The 19,934-nt window shown below is 67.4% G+C and carries 21 protein-coding genes and 2 pseudogenes; 13 read left to right on the top strand and 10 right to left on the bottom strand.

Going from position 1 to position 19,934, the window contains the following annotated elements:
* Positions 1-8: 8 nt before the first annotated feature.
* The 7 genes from ABFA30_RS16000 (at position 9) to ABFA30_RS15970 (ending at position 4,801) form a co-directional block, all read left to right on the top strand.
* Positions 9-326 (top strand): urease subunit beta, encoded by a 318-nt coding sequence (locus ABFA30_RS16000; protein ID WP_225790065.1) that lies wholly within the window; start codon positions 9-11, stop codon positions 324-326.
* The gene (ureC, locus tag ABFA30_RS15995) at positions 323-2,026 is read left to right on the top strand and encodes an urease subunit alpha (protein WP_225790066.1); all 1,704 of its coding nucleotides are present in this window, start codon (positions 323-325) and stop codon (positions 2,024-2,026) included. Before ABFA30_RS16000 ends, ureC begins: the two co-directional genes overlap by 4 nt.
* Positions 2,027-2,036: 10 nt before the next feature.
* Positions 2,037-2,516 carry an urease accessory protein UreE gene (ureE, locus tag ABFA30_RS15990; RefSeq protein WP_225790067.1) on the top strand — a complete coding sequence of 160 codons (480 nt, stop codon included), beginning with the start codon at positions 2,037-2,039 and terminating at the stop codon, positions 2,514-2,516.
* Positions 2,517-2,535: 19 nt separating this feature from the next.
* Positions 2,536-3,081, top strand: coding sequence for a HupE/UreJ family protein (locus tag ABFA30_RS15985; RefSeq protein WP_225790068.1), 546 nt, complete (start codon positions 2,536-2,538; stop codon positions 3,079-3,081).
* Positions 3,081-3,755, top strand: coding sequence for an urease accessory protein UreF (locus ABFA30_RS15980; protein ID WP_225790069.1), 675 nt, complete (start codon positions 3,081-3,083; stop codon positions 3,753-3,755). The genes ABFA30_RS15985 and ABFA30_RS15980 overlap by 1 nt, the downstream gene beginning before the upstream one ends.
* An 11-nt stretch (positions 3,756-3,766) precedes the next feature.
* On the top strand, positions 3,767-4,387 hold the full coding sequence (gene ureG, locus ABFA30_RS15975) for an urease accessory protein UreG (RefSeq protein WP_225790070.1): 621 nt from the start codon (positions 3,767-3,769) through the stop codon (positions 4,385-4,387).
* 132 nt (positions 4,388-4,519) lie between these two features.
* Positions 4,520-4,801 (top strand): hypothetical protein, encoded by a 282-nt coding sequence (locus ABFA30_RS15970; RefSeq protein WP_225790071.1) that lies wholly within the window; start codon positions 4,520-4,522, stop codon positions 4,799-4,801.
* 132 nt (positions 4,802-4,933) lie between these two features.
* On the opposite strand, the gene ABFA30_RS15965 is transcribed toward ABFA30_RS15970, so the two are convergent.
* Together ABFA30_RS15965 and ABFA30_RS15960 are read right to left on the bottom strand one after the other, a co-directional pair.
* Complete coding sequence (locus ABFA30_RS15965; RefSeq protein ID WP_410045670.1) at positions 4,934-6,499, bottom strand: sensor domain-containing diguanylate cyclase; 1,566 nt, start codon at positions 6,497-6,499, stop codon at positions 4,934-4,936.
* Positions 6,500-6,645: 146 nt separating this feature from the next.
* Positions 6,646-6,909, bottom strand: a pseudogene (locus tag ABFA30_RS15960) (short chain dehydrogenase); the annotation flags it as partial.
* A 197-nt stretch (positions 6,910-7,106) separates the two neighbouring features.
* Here ABFA30_RS15960 and sodC point away from each other — a divergent pair.
* Positions 7,107-7,622, top strand: coding sequence for a superoxide dismutase family protein (gene sodC, locus ABFA30_RS15955; RefSeq protein WP_225790074.1), 516 nt, complete (start codon positions 7,107-7,109; stop codon positions 7,620-7,622).
* Between the two features lie 152 nt (positions 7,623-7,774).
* A complete protein-coding gene (locus tag ABFA30_RS15950; protein ID WP_225790075.1) occupies positions 7,775-8,680 on the top strand; it encodes a LysR family transcriptional regulator in 906 nt (301 codons plus the stop codon).
* Between the two features lie 86 nt (positions 8,681-8,766).
* On the opposite strand, the gene ABFA30_RS15945 is transcribed toward ABFA30_RS15950, so the two are convergent.
* On the bottom strand, positions 8,767-9,183 hold the full coding sequence (locus ABFA30_RS15945) for a RidA family protein (RefSeq protein ID WP_225790076.1): 417 nt from the start codon (positions 9,181-9,183) through the stop codon (positions 8,767-8,769).
* Positions 9,183-10,572, bottom strand: a pseudogene (locus tag ABFA30_RS15940) (flavin-containing monooxygenase). The gene ABFA30_RS15945 and the pseudogene ABFA30_RS15940 overlap by 1 nt, the downstream one beginning before the upstream one ends.
* Before the next feature lie 270 nt (positions 10,573-10,842).
* Between ABFA30_RS15940 and ABFA30_RS15935 the strand changes: the two are divergent.
* The 3 genes from ABFA30_RS15935 to ABFA30_RS15925 all read left to right on the top strand — a co-directional run bounded on the left by ABFA30_RS15935 (position 10,843) and on the right by ABFA30_RS15925 (position 13,909).
* Entirely contained in the window at positions 10,843-11,520 is a 678-nt protein-coding gene (locus tag ABFA30_RS15935) for a DUF1028 domain-containing protein (protein ID WP_253080069.1), read from the top strand.
* Positions 11,513-12,673: an acetylornithine deacetylase gene (gene argE, locus ABFA30_RS15930; RefSeq protein ID WP_225790079.1), complete on the top strand. Its 1,161-nt coding sequence runs from the start codon at positions 11,513-11,515 to the stop codon at positions 12,671-12,673. Before ABFA30_RS15935 ends, argE begins: the two co-directional genes overlap by 8 nt.
* A gap of 180 nt (positions 12,674-12,853) precedes the next feature.
* Positions 12,854-13,909 carry a GlxA family transcriptional regulator gene (locus tag ABFA30_RS15925; RefSeq protein ID WP_225790080.1) on the top strand — a complete coding sequence of 352 codons (1,056 nt, stop codon included), beginning with the start codon at positions 12,854-12,856 and terminating at the stop codon, positions 13,907-13,909.
* A 39-nt stretch (positions 13,910-13,948) separates the two neighbouring features.
* On the opposite strand, the gene ABFA30_RS15920 is transcribed toward ABFA30_RS15925, so the two are convergent.
* On the bottom strand, positions 13,949-14,287 hold the full coding sequence (locus ABFA30_RS15920) for a RidA family protein (RefSeq protein ID WP_410045669.1): 339 nt from the start codon (positions 14,285-14,287) through the stop codon (positions 13,949-13,951).
* 12 nt (positions 14,288-14,299) lie between these two features.
* Positions 14,300-14,650, bottom strand: coding sequence for a cupin domain-containing protein (locus tag ABFA30_RS15915; RefSeq protein WP_225790082.1), 351 nt, complete (start codon positions 14,648-14,650; stop codon positions 14,300-14,302).
* 241 nt (positions 14,651-14,891) lie between these two features.
* Here ABFA30_RS15915 and ABFA30_RS15910 point away from each other — a divergent pair, with 241 nt between their 5' ends.
* Positions 14,892-16,373 carry an FAD-dependent oxidoreductase gene (locus ABFA30_RS15910; RefSeq protein ID WP_410045668.1) on the top strand — a complete coding sequence of 494 codons (1,482 nt, stop codon included), beginning with the start codon at positions 14,892-14,894 and terminating at the stop codon, positions 16,371-16,373.
* Between the two features lie 77 nt (positions 16,374-16,450).
* Here ABFA30_RS15910 and ABFA30_RS15905 read toward each other — a convergent pair whose 3' ends face one another.
* The 4 genes from ABFA30_RS15905 to ABFA30_RS15890 form a co-directional block, all read right to left on the bottom strand.
* Positions 16,451-17,221 carry an NAD(P)-binding domain-containing protein gene (locus ABFA30_RS15905; protein ID WP_225790083.1) on the bottom strand — a complete coding sequence of 257 codons (771 nt, stop codon included), beginning with the start codon at positions 17,219-17,221 and terminating at the stop codon, positions 16,451-16,453.
* Between the two features lie 10 nt (positions 17,222-17,231).
* Positions 17,232-18,551 carry an NAD(P)/FAD-dependent oxidoreductase gene (locus ABFA30_RS15900; protein ID WP_225790084.1) on the bottom strand — a complete coding sequence of 440 codons (1,320 nt, stop codon included), beginning with the start codon at positions 18,549-18,551 and terminating at the stop codon, positions 17,232-17,234.
* 153 nt (positions 18,552-18,704) lie between these two features.
* Positions 18,705-19,133, bottom strand: coding sequence for an arsenate reductase ArsC (locus ABFA30_RS15895; RefSeq protein WP_253102332.1), 429 nt, complete (start codon positions 19,131-19,133; stop codon positions 18,705-18,707).
* A gap of 161 nt (positions 19,134-19,294) precedes the next feature.
* A complete protein-coding gene (locus tag ABFA30_RS15890; RefSeq protein ID WP_225790086.1) occupies positions 19,295-19,906 on the bottom strand; it encodes a cell wall hydrolase in 612 nt (203 codons plus the stop codon).
* Between the last annotated feature and the right edge of the window lie 28 nt (positions 19,907-19,934).

The raw sequence follows: 19,934 nt of genomic DNA, 5'->3' as shown, positions 1-19,934 counted from the left end.
AGCCCCGCATGATTCCCGGAGAAGTCCAGGTCGCCGCTGGCGACATCGAGCTCAACGCCGGCCGCGCGACCGTCAGCGTCAGCGTCGCCAACCACGGCGACCGGCCGGTGCAGGTCGGCTCGCACTACCATTTCTTCGAGGTCAACGACGCCCTGGTGTTCGACCGCGAGCCGACCCGAGGCTTTCGCCTGGACATCCCGGCCGGTACCGCCGTGCGCTTCGAACCGGGCCAGGCGCGTACCGTGCAGTTGGTGGCCTACGCCGGCAACCGTGAGGTATACGGCTTCCAAGGCAAGGTGATGGGGCCGTTGGAGGGCAGGGCATGAGCCGTATCTCCCGCCAGGCCTATGCCGACATGTTCGGCCCCACCGTCGGCGACCGCGTGCGCCTGGCCGACACCGCGCTGTGGGTGGAGGTGGAGCAGGACTTCACGATCTACGGCGAAGAGGTCAAGTTCGGCGGCGGCAAGGTCATTCGCGATGGCATGGGCCAAGGCCAGATGCTCGCCGCCGAGGCCATGGACCTGGTGTTGACCAACGCCCTGATCATCGACCACTGGGGCATCGTCAAGGCCGACATCGGTGTGCGCCAGGGGCGTATCGCCGCGATCGGCAAGGCCGGCAACCCCGACGTGCAGCCCGGTGTCACCGTGCCGGTCGGGCCGGGCACCGAGGTGATCGCCGCCGAGGGCAAGATCGTCACTGCCGGCGGTATCGACTCGCACATCCATTTCATCTGCCCGCAGCAGGTGGAGGAGGCGCTGACCAGTGGCGTCACCACCTTCATCGGCGGCGGCACCGGGCCGGCGACCGGGACCAACGCCACCACCTGCACCCCAGGCCCCTGGTACCTGGCGCGCATGCTCCAGGCCGCCGACAGCCTGCCGATCAACATCGGCCTGCTGGGCAAGGGCAACGCCTCGCGGCCTGAGGCGCTGCGCGAGCAGATCGCCGCCGGCGCGGTGGGCCTGAAGCTGCACGAGGACTGGGGCTCCACGCCCGCCGCCATCGATTGTTGCCTGGGCGTGGCCGAAGAGATGGACATCCAGGTGGCCATCCACACCGACACCCTCAACGAGTCCGGCTGCATCGAGGACACCCTGGCCGCCATCGGCGATCGCACCATCCACACCTTCCATACCGAAGGCGCCGGCGGCGGCCATGCCCCGGACATCATCCGCGCAGCGGGGCAGGCCAACGTGCTGCCGTCCTCGACCAACCCGACCCTGCCGTACACGGTCAACACGGTCGATGAGCACCTGGACATGCTCATGGTCTGTCACCACCTGGACCCGAGCATCGCCGAGGACGTGGCCTTCGCCGAGTCGCGCATCCGCCGCGAGACCATCGCCGCCGAAGACATCCTCCACGACCTGGGCGCCTTCGCCATGACCTCGTCCGACTCCCAGGCCATGGGCCGGGTCGGCGAGGTGGTGCTACGTACCTGGCAGGTGGCGCACCAGATGAAGCTGCGCCGCGGGCCGCTGGCGCCGGATGGCGCGTACAGCGACAACTTCCGGGTCAAGCGCTACATCGCCAAGTACACCATCAACCCGGCGCTGACCCACGGTATCGCCCACGAGGTGGGCTCGGTGGAAGTCGGCAAGCTGGCCGACCTGGTGCTCTGGTCGCCGGCGTTCTTCGCGGTCAAGCCGGCCCTGGTACTCAAGGGCGGGATGATCGTCACGGCGCCGATGGGCGATATCAACGGCTCGATCCCGACCCCACAACCGGTGCACTACCGGCCTATGTTCGGCGCCCTGGGCGCGGCACGGCATGCCACGCGCATGACCTTCCTGTCCCAGGCCGCCCTGGACCGTGGCCTGCCCGATGCGCTCGGCCTGCACAGCTTGATCGGCGTGGCCCGGGGCTGCCGCCGGGTGCGCAAGGCCGACATGCTGCACAACGGCCTGCAGCCGGTGATCGAAGTCGATGCCCAGACCTACCAGGTGCGCGCCGATGGCGAGCTGCTGGTGTGCGAGCCGGCCCGCGAACTGCCGCTGGCCCAGCGTTATTTCCTGTTCTGAAGGAGCGAACATGATTGTCCTGACCCGCCGGATCGCCGAGGCCGCCACGGTCACCGGCACCGTCACCCTGGATGTGGACAGCCGCATCAAGAGCCGTCTGCGCGTGACCCTCGACGATGGCCGCGAGGCGGGCCTGATGCTCGAGCGCGGTCACCTGCTGCGCGGCGGCGAGCTGCTCGCCGACGCCGACGGCACGCAAGTGGTGCGCGTGCTGGCCGCGCCGGAGGCGGTGTCCACGGTGCGCTGCGCCGACCCGCACCTGCTGGCCCGCGCTGCCTATCACCTGGGCAACCGCCATGTCCCGCTGCAGATCGAACCCGGCCTGTTGCGCTACCAGCACGACCACGTGCTGGACGACATGCTGCGCGGCCTCGGCCTGGCCGTGGAGGCCGAGCAGGCGCCGTTCGAGCCGGAAGCCGGCGCCTACCAGAGCGCCCCGCACAACCATGGCCACGACCACCCCTTCGTGCGTCTGCACGCCCATTCCTGAACTGCCGTTGGAGCCCTCGATGAAAAAGACCCTCGCCCTTGTCCTGCTGCTGGTAGCGGTACCTGCGTTCGCTCACCCGGGCCATGACAGCAACCCGCTGCACGATGGCCTGCTGCATCCGCTGACCGGCCTCGACCACCTGTTGATGCTGCTGGGCACCGGTGTGCTGGCGGCACTGACCCGACGCAACCTGGCACTGCCTCTGGCGACCTTGGGCGCGATGTTCGCCGGTGCCGTATGCGGGCACCTGTTCGGTGACGTGCTGGGCATGGAGACGATGATCATCGGTTCCCTGCTGGTGGCCGCCGCCGCGCTGTTGGTGCCCGACCGACAACTGCTGCTGGCCCTGGCCATGCCGGTGTTCGCCCTGTTCCATGGCTGGGCCCATGGCGTGGAGGCCACGCCGAGCGCGTTCTGGCTGTTCAGCGCAGGTTTCGTCACGGTAAGCGGCCTCCTGTTGCTGGCCGGTTTCGCCGTAGGTTGCCTGCTGCGTCGGCACAGCGGCCTGCAGAAGGCCTTCGGTGGCGGCCTGCTGGCCGGCGCCGCCATGGTACTGGCCGGCTGATGGACAGCGACCTGGCGCTGCTGCGCCTGCTGCAACTGGCGAGCCCGGGCCTGCCGGTGGGTGGCTTCACCTACTCGCAGGGCCTGGAGTGGGCCGTCGAGGTGGGCTGGGTGGGCGACGTCGCGAGTTTCGGCGCGTGGCAGCGCGAGCAGTTGCACGACACCCTGGGCTATCTCGATTGGCCGGTGCTGGCGCGCCTGTACCGCGCCTGCCAGGCCGGCGATGCCGAGGCCTTCGGCCAGTGGAGTCGCTTCCTGCTGGCCAACCGCGAGACCGCCGAGCTGCGCCTGGAGGAGCGCCAGCGCGGCAGCGCCCTGGCGCGCCTGCTGGACGGTTGGCAACTGGCCCAGGCACCGGCCTGGCGGGCTAGCCTCGAACTCAGCCAACTGGGCGGTATGGCCTGGTTGGGTGCACATTGGTCGATCCCGCTACGCCAGTTGGCCCTGGGCCATGGCTATGCCTGGCTGGAAGGCGCGGTGATGGCTGGCGTCAAGCTGGTGCCGTTCGGCCAGCAGGCTGCCCAGACTCTGCTGCGCGACTTGGGCGAGGCGCTGCCGACGGCGCTCGACCAGGCCCTGGCGCTGGAGGACGACCAGCTCGGTGGCGGCCTGCCGCTGTTGGCGATCGCCTCGTCACGCCATGAAACCCAATACACCCGTTTGTTCCGTTCCTGAGGACTGCCTCCATGCAAAGCTACCAGCAACCCCTGCGCGTCGGTGTCGGCGGCCCGGTCGGCTCCGGCAAGACCGCGCTGCTCGAAGCGCTGTGCAAGGCCATGCGCGATCATTACCAGATCGCCGTGGTGACCAACGACATCTATACCAAGGAAGACCAGCGCATCCTCACCGAGGCCGGCGCCCTGGAGCCTGAGCGCATCGTCGGCGTGGAAACCGGCGGCTGCCCGCACACCGCCATCCGCGAGGACGCCTCGATGAACCTGGCCGCGGTGGAAGCGCTGGCGCGCCGCTTCGGCAACCTCGAGGTGATCTTCGTGGAAAGCGGCGGCGACAACCTGAGCGCTACCTTCAGCCCGGAGCTCGCCGACCTGACCCTCTACGTGATCGATGTCGCCGAAGGCGAGAAGATCCCGCGCAAGGGCGGGCCGGGCATCACCAAGTCGGATTTCCTGGTGATCAACAAGACGGACCTGGCGCCGTACGTCGGCGCCTCGCTGGAGGTGATGGCGCGCGACACCCAGCGCATGCGCCCGGAGCGGCCGTGGACCTTCAGCAACCTGAAAAAGGGCGAGGGGCTGCAGGCGGTGATCGACTTCATCGTCGAGCGGGGGATGCTGGGCGTCAGGTGATCGGGCCTGCGCCTAGCGGCTGCCAAAGGCTGGAGCGCGCACCCTTTCCAGATGTATCTCTGCTCGGGTACTGCGTAGCGTTTGCCGGTTGTTGGCATAAGGCCGACCAACGCAAACCGAGGAGCGCTAATCATGAAAGTAACGGTGATGGTTGCCTTGCTGGCGATCGCAGGGCCGGTCCAGGTCGCACAGGCGCAGGAGGCGACGGCAGTGATGCCGAAGACGACCAGCCCCGTCGGCATCGGGCAGAACGTGGCCGAAAACAGTCGGGGGGATGGCGAGGCTGCCAATCCGGAGCAGGTGCCACTGCGCAGAACACCCAGGTCGATCGGGCCGGTGCTACCTATACCCTGCGAGTCGGGCTACAAGCCTATTGGGGATGACTGCGTACTTGCCGACGTTGAGTTTGAATGACGTGAATGGCTGGATACTACCGGGAGAGGTTGCGGTGGTATCCGGCATACGTAGGTAGCGACAGCCCTTTGCGCGCTTCGCTTGGAAAACCCAGCAGCGCACCCTCCGTTTCAACGTCGCACATCATCGGCATCAGGATGTGAGCGCCTCGACCCGGTTCCGCCCATTCTGCTTGGCCTTGTTCAACTGTTCGTCGGCCTGCTTGAGTACCGTCTCGGCCAGCAGGGTATCGGGCTGGCGGCAGGCCACGCCGATGGACAGGGTCAGCCGGCCGACGTAGGGCGTCTCGGCCTGCTCGACGGCCTGGCGGATACGTTCGGCGATTTGCCGGGCATCGGCCGGGCCAGTGTCCGGCAGTAGCATGGTGAACTCCTCGCCGCCGACCCGGCAGGCCAGGTCGTGGCTACGCGAGCCATGGCGCAGCAGGTTGGCCAGGTGCTTGAGCACCTCGTCGCCGGCATCGTGGCCGTGGGTGTCGTTGACCCGCTTGAAATGATCGATGTCCAGGGCCAGTACGGCGAAGTCGCGGCCGCTGGCCATGAGCGTGTCTAGGGCGGCCTGCAGTGCCCGGCGGTTGGCCAGCCCGGTCAGGGCGTCGCTCTGGGCTTCCAGGCGCAGGAGGCCGAGCTTGTCCTGCAGCAGCCGCTCGCCGGTGAGCAGGGCGCTGCGGATGGCGGCGGCCTCGGCATACCAGGCATCGATTCGCGGCTGCTCCTCGCCGGCCTCGTTGGCCGTCAGGTGGGTCGCGCGGCGGGCCAACTGGCGCAGTGGCCGGGTCAGCCGGTGGGTCATCCACAGCACCAGCAGCAGGCCGACCACGCTGGCCGGCAGGATATGCAGCAGCATCTTGCGCATCAGTTCGGTGAGCGGGGCGAGGGCACGCGCTTCGGGTTGCTGGGCCACCACGGCCCAATGGGCGGCGGGTACCGGGGCGAAGCCGGCGAGCATGGGGATGCCGATGTAGTTGGGGGCTTGCAGGGTGCCGCTCTCGCCGCGCAGCGCTGCGCTGAGGGTCGGGCTGCCGCTGATCGCTTCGCCGATGCGTTGGTAGTCCGGGTGATAGAGCAGGCGCGCGTTGGCATCGGCGACGAAGGCGTAGGTGCCATCGTGGTGGTAGTGAGCGCCAATCACCGTATGCAGCGCGCTTTCTTTCTTGAGGAACACCGAGCCGCCGACGATGCCGAGGAAGCGGCCATCGTCGGCGAAGATCGGCTCGCAGATGAACACCACCAGGTCGCCGCCCTGGGAGGTGTAGGCCCGGCTGACCAGGGGGCGGCGTTCGCTCACCGCTTGCTGGATCTCGGGCGAGCGGTACGGGAGGCTGGCGATCTGGCGGATGTCCGGGTAGGCCGTGAGCACGTGGCCCTCGGCATTGGCGATGACGATGGAATTGAAGTCCTCGTCCTGGGCCTGCAAGCGCACGGCTTCGGCACGCAGCAGGGCTGGATCGTCGAGACCCGCGGCCAGCAGGCCGGCGCTGTAGCGCAGGTGACTGTGCGCCGAGCGGAGGAATTCGCCGATGCTCGACGCCACTTTGCTGGCGTAGGCCTGGTTGGCCTGCAGGGCGACCTGCACCAGGGCGTCGCGTTGCACCCGGTAGGCCACGTAGAGGCTGTTGCACAAGGTGGCCAGGCAAGCCAGCACTACCATGCCGAGCACGAGGGTACGCAAGTCGAAGAATGGGCGGCGGCTGGGCATGCGGGGCCTTCGGCGCAGGGGCGACGGAGTCCAAGTATGGCCGCTTCGTCAAGAATCGCCGGGCGGCCCGGCCGTTTCGCCGATCGGCGGCGTGTGCCTCACAGGCCCTTGCGGCGGTCGCTCGGGTGGCCTTGCAGCGAACCTAGCAGCTTGAGCGTCGTGCCGTCGGCCAGGGTCAGGACCAAGTCCTCGATGGTGCCGGCCAGGCGATCGGGAAAGATCGGCTGGCCGTCCGGGTCGACATCGTCGTAGTAGAAGCGCGTGCCCTCCAGCCAGCCGAGGGCGGTCTGCAGGTCGGGGCCGAGGTAGTACTTGCCGTCGAGGAAAAAACCGGAGAACTGCCAGGTACGCTCCTCGTTGTCGAGGGTATAGCGTTCGCCAGGTTGCATGCCGGTTGCGGGGTCGAGCATGGGACGGGCCTCCTTCGCTGGGATGCTGGGTAGAAAGCCCAGGGGCCAGGAGGTTCCTTCCACAGGATGGACGTGTATCCGGCCGTGATTGGATGGAATCGTCGCCAGGCTGGGCAGTCCCACCTGTTATGCGGGCGCGTTGCGTGCCTGCCCAGGCGGGTACGACGCCCGACGCATCCAAGCCATGGAGAATTGTCATGAAAACAGTGCTAATGACCGCATTGCTGGCCGCCGCTGGCCTCGCCCAGGCCGCCCAGACCGTGGAGCTGACGCTCGCGGCGCCCGACGGGCCCGGCAAGCCGATCGGTACCGTGAGCATTGAGCAGAGCCAGTACGGCGCCGTGCTCACGCCAGACCTGAAGGACCTGCCACCGGGCGTGCATGGCTTCCACCTGCACCAGCGGCCCTCGTGCGAGCCGGCCGAGGAAAACGGCAAGCCGGTGCCGGCCGGTGCCGCCGGCGGCCATTGGGACCCGGACGCCACCAATGCCCACAAGGGCCCTTACGACGACAGTGGCCATCGTGGCGACCTGCCGGCCTTGTATGTCGCGGCCGATGGCACGGCGACCTACCCGGTGCTGGCACCACGCCTGAAGGCCGGTGACTTCAAGGGGCATGCCTTGATGGTGCACGCCGGTGGTGACAACCACAGCGACCACCCCGAGAAGCTCGGTGGTGGCGGGGATCGGGTGGCCTGCGGGGTGGTGCAGTAGCGCCACCCCTGCGCGGGGCCGGCCTGGATAGCGCAAATATGCCCAGGCCTTAGGCAAATCCTTGCGTCTTTCCTGCGCCCGCCAGGCCGGCGCTGGGGTAAGGTGGCAGGAAAGATCCCCGCGCGCCGCCCTTAGGCGCCAGAGAGGTGCCTGTGGCTTCCTATACCTTGCGACAACTCAAGTACTTCGTCACCACCGTGGAGGCCGGCAGCGTGGCCGAGGCCTCCCGCCAGCTGTACATCGCCCAGCCGTCGATCTCGACGGCGATCAAGAGCCTGGAGGAGAGCTTCGGCGTCCAGCTGTTCATCCGCCACCATGCCCAGGGCGTGTCGCTGACCCCCAGCGGTAAGCGTTTCTACGCCAAGACCAAGGCCCTGCTGCAGATGACTCACGAGTTCGAGCAGAATGCCTTGGCCGACAACGACACGGTGGCCGGACAGATCGACATCGGCTGCTTCGAGACCGTGGCGCCCTTGTACCTGCCCAGGCTGATCGCCGGCTTTCGCGAGCGCTACCCCGGCGTGGACATCCGCCTGCGCGACGGCGAGCAACAGGACCTGATCCAGGGGCTGACCGCCGGTACCTTCGACCTGGCCTTCCTTTACGACCATGACCTGGACGGCACCATCGAGGCCGAACCCCTGATGCCGCCGCAGAAACCTTATGTATTGCTGCCGGAAAAGCACCGCTTCGCCGGACAGGCCCAGGTGTCGCTGCGCGACCTGTGCCCGGAGCCGATGATCCTGCTCGACGTGGCGCCCAGCCGTACCTACTTCGTCAGCCTGTTCAACGAGCTGGGGCTGACGCCGAACATCGTCTTCAGTTCGCCGTCGATCGAGATGGTGCGGGGGATGGTGGGGCAGGGGTTCGGGTTCTCGCTGCTGGTGACCCGGCCACATTCGGAGTGCACCTATGACGGGCAGCGGTTGGTGACCGTGGACATCGCCGAGCCGGTGGCCCTGTCGGGGCTTGCGGCGGCGCGCTTGAAGCGGGTGCAGTTGACCAAGCCGGCGCAGCTGTTCGTCGAGTTCTGCCGGGAGGAGCTGGCGCGGTTCTGAGCCGTAGTCCTGGGGCTGCTTTGCAGCCCTTTCCGGCCGGGCCGGTCGGAAAGGGGCGCGAAGCGCCCCCAAAATGGGTAAAGGGCCTACACCTGCTCAGGCACCACCGCGATCACATCGATCTCCATCAGCCACTCAGGCTGGGCCAACCCCGCCACCACCAGCCCGGTGGAAATCGGGAACACACCCTTGAGCCACTTGCCGACCTCCTGGTACACCGGCTCGCGGAAGCGAGGGTCGGTGATGTAGGTGGTGGTCTTGACGATGTGCGACAGGTCCGAGCCGGCCTCCTCGAGCAGTTGCTTGACGTTCTTCATCGCCTGCTCGGCCTGGGCACGGGGATCGCCCAGGCCCACCAGGCGGCCTTCGAAGTCGGTGCCGACCTGGCCGCGCACATAGATGGTGTTGCCGGCGCGCACGGCCTGGCAGAGGTCGTTGTCCAGCGACTGGTTGGGGTAGGTCGCCTTGGTGTTGAACATGCGGATACGGGTATGGGTAGGCATCAGTGAACTCCGAGGGTGCTGACTTTCTTGATCGGGGAAGGGGTGTGCTCGGCATCCGCCGCGCGCTGCTCGCGGTCGCGGTAGGCCAGGTAGGTGCGCTGGGTGGCGATATGGCCGGCCACGTGCTTGGCGTCGTGCCACACGCCCCAGATGAACGAAGAGCCACGGCGCGACAGCCAGGGCAGGCCGAGGAAGTACACCCCAGGCTCCTTGGACACGCCGCGCTGGTGCTGCGGCTTGCCATTGGCGTCGAAGGCATCGACCTGCAGCCAGCTGAAGTCCACGCCATAGCCGGTGGCCCAGATGATCGTGCTGACGCCAGCCTCGGCCAGGTCCAGTTGCAGCAGCGGCTCGCTGATGCACGCAGGGTCCGGCAGACGCTTGCGGGCCTCGGGCTCTTCCGGCAGGTCCAGGCCGTTGCGCTCGACGTAGGCATCGGCGGCATCGAGCAGGGCCAGGTAGTTCTCGTCGCCACGGCGGATGTTGTCGGCCAGGTCGGGCTGGAAGGTGACCACGCCGTCGGCGAAGGCCTTGGTCAGGCCGACCAGGGTCATGCCTTGGTGGGCCAGGGCGCGGAAGTCCACGGTATGGCCGCCACGGGCGCCGCTGACGGCGATGGTCACGTGCTCGCGGCCAGGCTTGGCGATTTCCGCGTCCCATTCGCCGAGCACGCCCAGCCACCAGCAGAAGTCACGGTTACGGTAGCTGCGTGGCGGGCGGTCATGGGCGCCTACCGACAGGTAGACCTTGCGCCCGGCACGCATCAGTTCCTCGGCGATCTGCACGCCCGAGGAGCCGGCACCGACGACCAGCACCGCGCCTTCGGGCAGTTGCTGGGGGTTGTAGTAGGCGGCCGAGTGGATCTGGTGCAGGCGTTCGTCCTTCGGTGCGATGGCCGGGATCACCGGGCGCTGGAACGGGCCGGTGGCGGCCACCACACGGTTGGCGTGGATCATGCCCTCGTTGGTTTCGATGGTGAAGCCCGGGCGGTCGGCGTTGCGCACCACTTTCTTCACCTCGACGCCGGTGCGCACCGGCAGGTTGTACTTGCGCACGTAGGTCTCGAAGTAGTCGGCGACCTGGTCCTTGCCAGCGAAGGCATCGGGGTCGAGGTCGAATTCCAGCCCTGGGAAGCGGTCGTGCCAGACCGGCCCGTTGGCCACCAGGGAATCCCAGCGGCCGGTACGCCAGGCTTCGGCGATGCGCTTGCGCTCCAGCACCAGGTGGGGCACGCCGAGTTTGCTCAGGTGCTCGCTCATGGCCACGCCGGCCTGGCCGGCACCCACCACGAGGGTGTCGATTTCGATTGTGTTCATTGTCATGTCCGATCCCTTCTTGAAAGGCGGTTTTATTCAGGTCGGTTGGGAGACCGTCTTTGCCTGGGGCCAGACTAGGGATGCGCTTTGGATCGCGAAATTATTATTTAGCTAATGCTTGCCCATAAATTGACGAAGGCCTTGTGATACGGGGCTTTGAGCCATGCTGGAGGCCATTGGCGCGGGCAATTTCCTGGCCCTTGGCCCGGCTTAGTTTTTTCCTGCCCAAGACCCAGGAAAAAGGTGGTTTCGTGGGCCGGCCGCTTCTGCCCAGAATGCCTTCGATTACGCGAAAGTTCGCTTTTCGCAGTGCATGGGACAGACACGATCAGGAGTCGCAGACATGACCTTTTCCATCATTGGCCGCTGCCAGGAAACCGGCCAGTTGGGCATCGCCATCAGCTCGTCGAGCATCGCCGTGGGCGCCCGCTGCCCCTGGGTACGCGCCGGTGTGGGTGCCGTGGCCACCCAGAACATCACCTTGCCGGCCCTCGGCCCGCAGATCCTCGATGTCCTGGAGCAGGCCCAACTGCCACCTGCCGCCGCCCTGGACCGGGTACTCAGCGCCAACGGCTGGAGCGAGTATCGCCAGGTCACGGTGATCGACAGCCAAGGCCAGGTGGCGCTGTTCACCGGCAAGGAGGCCCTGGGCGTGCACAACGCCGTGGCGGGCGAGCAATGCGCGGCGGCGGGCAACCTGCTGACCTCCACCCAGGTCATCGAAGCCATGGTCGAGGCGTTCGAACAGGCCGACGGGCACCTGGCTGACCGCCTGCTGGCCGCCATGCACGCCGCGATCGCCGCCGGCGGCGAGGCGGGGCCTGTGCATTCGGCGGCGCTGAAGATCGCCGGCGAGCTGACCTGGCCGCTGGTCGACCTGCGCGTGGACTGGACGGACGAAGACCCCATCGCGGCCCTCGACCAGCTCTGGCAAGCCTACCGGCCGCAGATGCAGGACTACGTGACCCGCGCCCTGAACCCCACCGCCGCGCCGAGCTACGGGGTGCCTGGCGATGAGTGAGTTCACCAGCCGTGAGCTGCTGGCCAGGCTGGTCGGTTTCGCCACGGTCAGCCGCGACTCCAACCTCGAGTTGATCGCCTTCGTCCGCGACTACCTGGCGGGCCTGGGCGTGCACAGCGAGTTGTTCCACAACGCCGAAGGCACCAAGGCCAACCTGTTCGCCACCATCGGCCCCACGGACCGCGGCGGCGTGGTGTTGTCCGGGCATACCGACGTGGTACCGGTGGATGGCCAGGCCTGGAGTGTCGAGCCGTTTCGCCTGAGCGAACAGGATGGCCGCCTGTACGGGCGCGGCACCGCCGACATGAAAGGCTTCATCGCCTCGGTGCTGGCGGCGGTACCGGCGATGCTCGCCGAACCCTTGAAGGTGCCGGTGCACCTGGCGTTTTCCTATGACGAGGAAGTGGGCTGCCTGGGGGTGCGCTCCATGCTCGCGGCCCTCGAGCAGCGCCCGCACAAGCCGCGCCTGTGCCTGATCGGCGAACCGACCGAACTCAAGCCAGTGCTCGGCCACAAGGGCAAGCTTGCGATGCGTTGCCAGGTGCACGGTGCGGCCTGCCATTCGGCCTACGCGCCCTATGGGGTCAATGCCATCGAATACGCGGCGCGGTTGATCGGCAGGCTCGGTGAGATCGGCGACGGCCTGGCCCGCCCGGAGCAGCACGACACCCGCTTCGACCCGCCGTTCTCCACGGTGCAGACCGGCGTGATCAAAGGGGGCAGGGCGCTGAACATCGTCCCGGCCGAGTGCGAGTTCGACTTCGAGGTACGTGCCTTGCCCGGTTTCGAGGCGCAGGCCGTGGTCGACCAGTTGCAGACCTACGCCGAGGCCGAGCTGCTGCCGCGCATGCGTGCGGTGGATGCCGGCAGCGATATCCGCCTGCAGCCGCTGAGCGCCTACCCGGGGCTGGCCACCCCGGCTGACAGCGAGGCGGCGCAGTGGGTCGCGCTGCTCAGTGGTTCGAGCGAGTTCACCACCGTGGCCTTCGGCACCGAAGGCGGGCTGTTCGACCAGGCGGGCATTCCCACCGTGGTGTGCGGGCCTGGCAGCATGGACCAGGGGCACAAGCCGGATGAGTACCTCAGTGTCGAGCAGTTGCAAGGGTGCGATGCGATGCTTGGGCGGTTGCTGGCGTATCTCAGGGGGCATTGAGTGTGCAGGGGGCTGCGAAGCGGCCCCAAATGGCAACAGAACGTCTTGACTGACCGGCAGTTCAGCCAACCCAGCTCACCTTTTGTCCTGGATCTACTATTTCTTGGGATCGATATGATATGCCGGACCGAAACCGCCCCTTAGAATGGCGTTATCCCGGATGTCGCAAGGCCCGCGTCCATGGTTTCCCAAGAACGAGTAGAACCCCTGCAAGCCCCGCAGATCGCCACATCGGTCAAGCCGGAACTGCGCGTCGGCTTCGTGCTGATGAACCAGTTCACCCTGGTGCCGGTGGCCGGCCTGGTGGACTCGCTGCGCTTTGCCGCCGACAAGTCGTTCCGCAGCCAGCAGGTGTACTGCCAGTGGGACTGGATGACCCTCGACGACCAGCCGATCAGCGCCAGTTGCGGCATGCCCGTCTCGCCGACCAAGCCCTTGAACCTGTGGGCGCAGTACGACTACATCGTCCTCGCCGGCGGCTTGCTGGGCGAGACCCGCAATCCGCCGGCCTGGTTGCTGGAGGCGCTGCGCGACCTGCATGCGGCGAACGTACCGATCATCGCCCTGTGTTCCGGCTCGTTCGTGCTGGGCAAGGCCGGCCTGCTCGATGGCCGGCGCTGCGCGGTGCACTTCACCTTGCGCGATGAGTTCAAGGAGCGCTTTCCCCTGGCCACCATGGTGATCGACAAGAGCTACGTGGACGATCGCGGCATCATCACCTGCCCCGGCGGCACCGCCATCGACCTGGCGGCCAGCCTGATCCGCCGACACTGCGGCGCGGTGCGGGCGCAGAAGGGCCTGGAGTACCTGCTGGTGGACGAGCGGGCGGAGGAGGCGCGGGAGGAAGCGGCCAGCGTCTACCAGAACGATCGTGTCCAGCGCGCCATTGCCTTCATGCGCGCCAACCTGGATGCCTCGATGACCCTCAAGGCTGTGGCCGAGGCGGTCGGCACCCACCCCCGGCAACTGCACCGGGAGTTCGTCGCCAACACTCAGGAGCCGCCTGCCAATTACTGGCGCAAGCTGCGCCTGGACCATGCGCGGCGGCTGCTGGTCAATACCAGCCAGAACATCACCACCATCGCCCTGGCTTGCGGGTTTTCCGATGCTTCGCACTTCATCCTGTGGTTTCGCAAGCAGTATGGCGAGACGCCGTACAGCTTCCGCAAGCGGCGGCATGAGGTGGAACGCTTCGACTGGCATGGGGACAAGGTGGGGCTGGACCCGGAGTTGTAGCAGGAGGATTGTAGGGGCTGCACAGCAGCCCCGGCGTTCTCAACGCTGCCCGAAGGCCTGGATCTCGATCCGGTACTCAGGCGCTGCCAACGCCGCGCCCACGCACGCCCGCACCGGTGGTCGGTCGCCAACCCAAGCGTCGTACACCTCGTTCATCGCCTTGAACTCGCCCATGTCGGCCAGCCAGATCTGCATGCGGGTGAGGTTGCTCTTGGTGGCACCGACCTGGGCCAGCCAGTCGTCGAGCTGGGCCAGCACGCAGCGGGTCTGCGCCGCGATATCCCCAGGCGCCAGGGCCACGATCCCCGACGTCTCGATGCGCCCATCGACGATTACCAATTGGCTGGCGCGCGCTCCGGGGTTGATACGTTCGATCATCCTGGCGCTCCTTCAGAACAGCACATAGGTCTTGCGCAGGGGCTCGCGGATATCCCACACGCCCTCGCAGTTCTCCGGAAACAGCACGGCATCGCCGGCGCGCAGTTCCACCGGTTCGCCACCGTCCGGGGTGAAGGTGCACCAGCCGCTGACGATATGGCTGAACTCACGGTTCTTCAGGTGCCGGCGGAACACGCCCGGGCTGCTTTCCCAGACGCCGATGCTGGCGTTCACCGCCTCATCGGTCTGGTGTTGCCCGGTGGCGGCCTGGGCGATCGGCTCGCCGATCGGCAACTTGGCAGGTGCCAGCTCGCCCAGGGGCGATTCGGCGGCATTGCGCACGACAGTCAGTACTTGGCTCATGAAAACAGGCTCCTTGAGGTGTTGCGAGCAGGGGTGGTCATGCAGGGACTATCGCACCGGGGCGCTGGCCGGCCATATAACGCCTGGGACGAGTCATGGAAGGTGGCCGCCGGCTTATGCAAGTTGTCATGGATGTTCTAGGGGGCAAGGCAGGAGGCTTTCTATCGTGTCGGGACAATCACAAGAAACCGGAGACCCTCGACATGAAAAACACCCAGGCCATCCCAATGGAGCACGCCGCATGACCCGCTCGGCACTGGAGCGCCTCGACGGCGAATGCTTCGACGTGCTGGTCGTCGGCGCTGGCGCGGTGGGCTGCGCCGCCGCCCGGCAACTGGCCGCGCGCAATTTCCGCACCCTGCTGGTGGACCGTGGCGATATCGGCGCCGGCACCTCATCCCGCTCCAGCCGCATGCTGTATTCCGGGTTGGGCTACCTGGCTGCGCGCTACCCCTTGTGGCAGATCCCGCTGCGCCCGCTCGACATGTGGCAGCGCCTGCGCTACACCCGCGAGGTGATGCGCTGTCGCGCCGAGCTGGTCAAGGAAATGCCCGGGCACCTGACCAAGCACCGCTTCCATTATCCGTTCCGCCAGGGCGACCGTTATCCGCCATGGCTGGTGGACATGGGCTTTCGCCTGGTCGAGGCCCTGGGCGGCTGGAAGGTGCCGCTGGCCTACCGGCGCCTGTCGCGGGACAAGGCCGCAGGCGAGAGTGCCATGGCCGCCGACCTGGGCGGGCCATTGCGCGGAGTCGGGGTGTTCGAGGAGTACATGTACGCCTGGCCCGAGCGCATCTGCGTGGACACGGCGCTGGACGCCGAATGGCGTGGCGCCACGCTGCGCACCTACACCCGCGTCAGCCAGCTCGAGCGCGCCGATGGCCACTGGTGGGGCACCCTGGATGAGCAGGCCCCGGAATGCCTGGGTCAGGCCCGGGTCAAGGCCCGGGTGGTGATCAACGCCGCCGGGCCTTGGGTCGACCGGGTACCGGGCGCGGGTGGCGACAGCGATACGCGCGTGCTGGGCATCAAGGGCGTCAACGTCATGGTGCGCCTGCCCGAGTCCTACCGTGGCCAGGGGTTGGAGGCGTTCTCCAGCAAAGGCGAGCCGTTCTATGTCTTCCCCTGGCGCGACTTCCACTTCATCGGCCCCACCGAGTCGACGTTCACCGACAACCCGGACCAGGTGCGTGTGCAGGACAGCGAGATCGACTACATCCTCGGCGAGGCCAACCACCTGTTCCCCGAGCTCGGGCTGACCCGCGCCGACGTGCAGCACTGCTGGTGCGGCGTGCGTCCTACCTCGACCCTCGACGGCCGCACCGCCTACCTGCCGGTGCGCCTCAGCGAAGCGGCGGACAAGCCGGACCTGCTCACCCTGACCGGCTCGACCATCATGCTCCACCGCCACGCGGCGCGGGTAATCGCCCGGGCGGTGGAGCGGCGGCTGGGCAAGCGTGGCGCCGCGCCGAAGGGCATGCTCGAGCGGGAGCGGGTGGCGGCGGACGACATTGCCCGCCTCGTTGCCCGCGAGCATGTGGTACGCCTGGTGGACCTGGTGCGCCGGCGCCTGCCTTGGGGGCTGGACCCGGACCTGGGGCGCCAGCGCGTGGAGCAGCTATCGCAGGGCATGGCGGCGGCGTTGGGCTGGTCCGAGGTGCGGCGGCAGGAAGAGCTGCGGTATTTCGAGGAGGATACGGCGCGGGTGTACCGGCAGTTGTGAGGGCCGCAGCGGCTCGCGTGGGCTGCTTTGCAGCCCATGACCGCTGAACCGGCCTCGGGGTGTGCCCGCGAATACCGCTACCGCGACCGTGTCAACAGGCCATCGAGCACCACTTCGCAGGCCGCTCCCCAGCTCGTGCTGGAAGGCTGGTGCATGAGCACCGCCAGGCCGTCGGCAGTGAAGGTGCCCGGCGTGGCGATCGCCTGGCCCAGGGCCTTGAGGGGCTGTTCGGGCTGACGCTGGGCACTGGCCACACAGTCCTGCAGGTTGCCCAGCACCAGGGCCCGCGCCTGCTCCGGCGGCAGGCCCTTATCGCTCAGCCACTGCTGCAGGTCGTGCAGCAGGAAGTAGAACCAGCCGTTCATGCACGCCGCGACGGTGGCCAGTTCGAACGCCGACTCGTCAGCGACCACCACCAGGTTGCCGAGTGGGCCCAGGCATTGTTCGGTGGGCCCATCCGCCGGGCAGACCACCACGGTGGACTGGTTGTACTGCGCCGCGTACGACAGCATCGCGCGGACGCAACGGGCGCCAGGAAAGGCCGTCGCCAACTGCTCCAGGCTCACCCCGGCCGCCAGCGACACCAGGCGCTGCCCAGGCCGCACCTGCACCTGCGCCGCCAGTTCGCCGAGCGACCCGGGGCGCACGCCGAGCACCAGCAGCTCGGCCTGCTCGACCACCGCCTGGTTGTCGGGCAGCACCTGGCAACCGTATTCCCGGGCCAGGGCCGCGGCCCGCTGGGCATTGCGTGGAGAGAGCAGGATGGCGCCGGTGAAGCCGCTGCGGCGCAGGCCATGTACCACTTTTTCGGTCAGCTCGCCGACCCCTAGGATGCCCAGGCTGTGCATGCCGCCTCCTTCAGCTTTCCAGGCCGGCGCGACGCTGGCCCCAGAACAGGTTCATGTTGACCCCCAGGCTGAGGAACGGCTCTGGTGGGTTGCGGTTCGGCCCAGCGCCGCCGAGCAGGAAATCGATCAGTTCGTCGCGCTCGCCCGCCAGCCAGTCGGCCAGCAGGGTGCCGGTGGCGGTGCCGCGGGTGATGCCCAGGCCATTGCAGCACAGTGCCCCATGGATGTTCGGCGCCAGGCTGCCGAAGAACGACAGGTGGTTGCGCGACAGGCACATGGAACCGCCCCAGGTGTATTCGAACGGCATGCCCGAGAGCATCGGGAAGCGCCGTTCGAACGATTCGCGGTGCTGGCGCCCGGCGCGGTCCAGGTAGCGCTGCTGGGCACGGCCGTCGGCGTTGAAGCTGAAGCTGTTGCGCACCAGCAGGCGCTGGTCGGGGGTGCGGCGCAAGGTGCTGCCGAACGGGTCGGCGGGGATGATGCCCCAGGTCGGCTTGCCGCCCAGGCGCGCCTGTTCCTCCTCGCTCAGTGGGCGGGTCATGCTGGCGTAGGTGAATATCGGCAGCAGGCGCCCGGGCAAGAAGCCGAAGTGGCTGGCGAAGGCGTTGTTGGTCAGCAGCAACTGGTCGGCGACGATCTCGCCATCCGGATGCCTGAGGGTGGTGCGCCGGCCTTGCTCGAGGTGGCTGATCGGCGTGTTCTCGTACAGCGTGACATTGCCCGGCAGGCTATCGGCCAGGCCCTTGACCAGGCTCGCCGGTTGCAGCAGCTGGGTGCCGGGGGTGTACAGCGCCTTGCGGTAGAAGGCAGTGCCCAGGTGCGCGGGCAGGTCACGGGCGTCGATCATCTCGTAGGGCTGGCCGAGCTTGTCCAGGCCGCTGCGGTAGGCATCCAGCACCGCCAGGCCCTTGTCCTCCACCGCCGCCTGGTACTTGCCGTCCGGGCGCAGTTGGCAGTCGATGCCATGCTCGGCGATCAGTTGCCTGAGGATCGTTTGGGCGCGCAGGTTGAGCTTGAGGTTCATCCTGGCCGTGGGCAAATCGCCAATGTAGTCAGCAGCGCCAATGTCGTGGGGCAGGTCGATGGCAAAGCCGGAGTTGCGCCCCGAGGCGCCGAAGCCTACCTGCTGCGCCTCGACCAGGATCACCTGGTCGCCGGGGTGACGCAGGGCCAGTTGCCGGGCGGCGGCAAGGCCGGTGAAGCCCGCGCCGAGCACGACCCAGCGCGCTTCGCTCCGCCCCCGGTGAGCGGGACGAGGCTGGCGCCTGGGGCTGAGGTCGAACCAGCCGCAACCGTTGTCGTCCGCGGGGGTAGAGGTGTTTCTGTACATGTTTTTTATCCGTGTTGTTTTCTCCAATATCGCACCGAGGGGGCAGGGGGGATATAACGTGCGGGACGGCTCATGGAAGGTTTTGCCGGCAAACGGTTTTACAGCCGCCATTTGGGGGCGCGAAGCGGCTCCAGGACTACTTGGATATTGAGCCTACTCCTCACGCCCATGCGGCCGGTTCTTCACCATCACGAACAGCTTCACCCGGTCGCTCACCTCTTGCAGCAGGTGACGGAAGCCTTCCTCGCCATCCTGCCCCACCGGATCGACGAAGCTCCAGGTGATCGTCGCATTGGACTGGGGCAGCTCCGCCAGTTCGTTGGTGCGCCTGTCGCACAAGTCGATCAGGTAGTCGAACGCTTCACCGGCGAAGGTCTCCAGCGGCTTGCTCTGCAATCCTTGGCCGGATATCCCGGCATGCTCGAGCACTGCCCGTACACGTGGATCCACCTCGGTAGGTCGCACGCCGGCGCTGAAGGCCTCGAAGTGCTCGGGATCGGCATGGCGCAGCACGGCCTCGGCGATCAGTGAACGGGCGTCGTTGTGAATGCAGACGAACAGTACGCGCAGTCGTGGGTTCATGGCTCGGCACCTCGGGCGGCGGGTTGGCAGGGATGCCTGTCCAGATTAACGCCCGGTGCCCGGCGTGGGGTCGCTGTAAGGAAAAGTTCACTTTGCGAGAGCGGGCTTGTCGGGCGCCGAATCGTCGCGAACGGGTTGCAACCGACACGCCCCGCCCATCCTCAGTGCGCCAGCGCCTGGTTCGGCCGATAAAAAATGAAGTGGCTGGTCTCGGCCGTCTTGCGGTAGGCCTTGGCCCAGTCGGGTAGTACGTGGCGGTCGTGGAAGTACAGGGCACCGCCGGTGGAGTCCTCGAGCTGCTGGTTGAGCGCCTTGCGGGCGATCTCCTTGGCCATCGCGTAGCGCTGCGCTTCCTCCACCTGGTCGGGACGCCCGTCGCACCACCAGGAAAACTGGCAGCTCCCGCGCTCCACACCCTGCTTGACCACGCCGCAGATACTGTCGGGGAAGCCGTCGTGGCCCAGGCGGTTGAGCACCACGCTGGCCACCGCGGCCATGTCCCGGGCATCGGTGCCCTTGGCTTCCCAGTAGAGGGTACGGGCCAGGCAGGTGATGCTGTCGTCCATGGGCGACTGGCCGGCCGGGTCGACTGCCTGCACCTCGCCAGGGCTGAGGGTTTCGCGTGGCTTCGGCGGCGTGGCGTCCTCGACGACCCTTTCCTCCAGCACCTCGGCCTTGTCCTCGGCGACCGCGGCCTGGGGGCTGTCGGCGGCGTGCAACGGGCCTGCGAGCAGGGCCAGGGTCAGACCGGACAGCATCCACGAGAGGCGCATGGCCATGCTCCGAAGTGTGAAGTGAATC

It is taken from the genome of Pseudomonas sp. HLMP, from assembly GCF_046365545.1.
GTDB classification, from domain to species: Bacteria; Pseudomonadota; Gammaproteobacteria; order Pseudomonadales; family Pseudomonadaceae; genus Aquipseudomonas; species Aquipseudomonas guariconensis_B.
Note: the sequence above shows the minus strand (reverse complement) of the source record. Positions and strands in the feature narration are given on the sequence as shown.